The 2,139-nt window shown below is 37.0% G+C and carries 4 protein-coding genes and 1 pseudogene; 2 read left to right on the top strand and 3 right to left on the bottom strand.

The window, feature by feature from the left end:
- The coding region (locus tag AB4Z17_RS33230; RefSeq protein ID WP_441964704.1) for an alcohol dehydrogenase catalytic domain-containing protein at nucleotides 1-331 on the bottom strand (331 nt) is incomplete at its 3' end.
- A gap of 114 nt (nucleotides 332-445) precedes the next feature.
- Here AB4Z17_RS33230 and AB4Z17_RS33225 point away from each other — a divergent pair.
- Nucleotides 446-838 carry a winged helix-turn-helix transcriptional regulator gene (locus AB4Z17_RS33225; protein WP_441964702.1) on the top strand — a complete coding sequence of 131 codons (393 nt, stop codon included), beginning with the start codon at nucleotides 446-448 and terminating at the stop codon, nucleotides 836-838.
- Nucleotides 839-887: 49 nt separating this feature from the next.
- On the opposite strand, the pseudogene AB4Z17_RS33220 reads toward AB4Z17_RS33225, so the two are convergent.
- Nucleotides 888-1,052: pseudogene (locus AB4Z17_RS33220) on the bottom strand (ATP-binding cassette domain-containing protein); the annotation flags it as partial.
- A 175-nt stretch (nucleotides 1,053-1,227) separates the two neighbouring features.
- Here AB4Z17_RS33220 and AB4Z17_RS33215 point away from each other — a divergent pair.
- Nucleotides 1,228-1,641, top strand: coding sequence for a nuclear transport factor 2 family protein (locus AB4Z17_RS33215; protein WP_441964701.1), 414 nt, complete (start codon nucleotides 1,228-1,230; stop codon nucleotides 1,639-1,641).
- 3 nt (nucleotides 1,642-1,644) lie between these two features.
- Here the strand turns inward: AB4Z17_RS33215 and AB4Z17_RS33210 are convergent.
- Nucleotides 1,645-2,139: DUF7002 family protein (locus AB4Z17_RS33210; protein ID WP_441964699.1), on the bottom strand; the 495-nt coding region annotated here is incomplete at its 5' end.

Genomic DNA, 2,139 nt, shown 5'->3' with positions numbered 1-2,139 from the left:
ACGGACTGCCTAGTGTACTTATCCAGTTTTGTTGTGTCGGCTCACCCGTAATCCAGCTTTGAGTGAAAATTCCACTTACTCTATCCCCAATTTTGAATTTGTTTGAGTTTTCTCCGAGGGACACAACTTCACCTACACCATCAGATACTGGAATTAATGGCGTATTTAAATTGGGGTTATAAAACCCATCGATAACGCCCAAATCTCTAGCGTTTAAAGAAACCGCGTGCATTTTGATAAGAACTTCATTTGAACGGGGCACTGGTATTGGGCGGTCGGATGCCTTCAATCGATCAATTCCGAATTCACCGTTAATTTCGTATACTTTCATAATATTCTCTCCTTTATGGATAATATAGACATACAATAATATACAAACTAAAATAAAGTAAGAAGGCACTTTAAGGTTTCCAATGAACCAAAAAGTGCATAAGGAGGGCCTTAAATGAAAACATCATCTCCAGCTAAAAGCGTTCAACCCGACATTTCGATATCTGAATGCTCTTACAGTAAAGTACTTGAAATCATTGCAAACAAATGGTCAGCACTGGTCATTTATGCATTGGAAGACGGTATTATTCGATACGGAGATATTAGCAGACGGATTGATGGAATTTCCAAAAAAATGCTAACGCAAACCTTACGGCAATTGGAACGTGATGGTTTGGTTCAGCGAGATATGACTCCGTCTGTTCCACCAATCGTTGAGTATTCGCTTACCAAGTTGGGAGAGTCTTTGCTCGAGCCACTGAGTGCCTTGAAGCAGTGGACAAGAACAAATTATTCTCTTGTTGAATTGGCTAGATCATCATTTGATCAAGCTACCGAAAAGGAATAATACAAAACAAAAAAACACCAACTGAGTGTTAGTGTCCTTAGGAATGATTTTCATCCGTTGCTTTGGAGTTCAGAGCACCAGTTGTCACGTCACCAAAAAGAATATCAGGCTGATTAAAAAGAGCCCTGCAAATAGCTGCTCTTTGTAGTTGGCCATCTGAAACCTGCGTAATCTCACGATCAGCTAACGCTCCTATTCCTGTTCTCTTCAATAACTCAGCTTATAAATGATTAAACTTAAACCAGCTTAATATCCAAGCGATTATAAGAAAACTTACGATCAACATATGTTGCCCAGCTCTAGAAAAATAGTTTATTGTATTGTTAGTTGTAGCATAAAAGCTTACAATCTGCAATCTTCACAGAATGGAATAAGAAAGGAATAAAATAATGTCTCATATGGCTCCTCAAAATGAGGAATTAAAAATACTGTGTCCAGTAGATTGCGGAAACGCGCCTAGAAAATCTATTCTTAAATCATTTAATATTGCTTTTGCTCAAAAGGATATGCCTTTTATAGCGGATCAAATTACAGATGATGTGCAATGGAATATTGTCGGTTCATATCCCGCTATACACGGAAAAAATGAATTTCTCGAAGCATTGACTCAAATGAATATAAGTAAGACCATCGAATTACAAATAACAAACATCGTAACACATGGAAACACGGCAGCAACGAATGGAGTTATAAAACTTGAGAACGACAAAAGTTATGCTTTTTGTAATATTTATGTGTTTAGCAGCGCCTCCAAACAAGCAAAAATAAAAGAAATAACGTCATATGTAATTGAAGTATCATAAACTCTAAGAGAAACTTTCCAACGGCTTCACAAGTTTTCTCCAGTTCTCAGGTAATCCATTGTCATGATCAGCATAAATGACCTGTACATATTGATTAAGATTAATAACTTGGTCTTTGAACAGCAGCTCATGTATTTCAGAAGCTTTAACAGGAACAGTGTTATTCACTTTTTTCTGGAAATCATCTAATGAAAGAAACATCTCTAAACTTTTCTTGTACTTGCAGTTCTTTGGAAATCTTGGTGAACTCCCCGAATYGTATTTGGACAATTTAACGGCCGAATAATGATCCATCAATAATGGAAATGCTTCGAACTGTAAAATAACAAATGCTTCATCCGGTTCTCTTCGTTTGTAAGTATCCAACATTTTGCGACAATCCTTTAATGTGGGCCAAAAGAATACATGTTGATCAAGATAAGCCCGAAATTGTTCATGTGTACAATTCGAATCCATCATACTCTCAACAATCCTTAGATGCGCATTAATGACAACCGT

This window comes from Paenibacillus sp. TAF43_2, assembly GCF_052113545.1.
Taxonomy (GTDB): Bacteria; Bacillota; Bacilli; order Paenibacillales; family Paenibacillaceae; genus Pristimantibacillus.
This window is presented reverse-complemented; position numbering and strand designations above follow the sequence as displayed.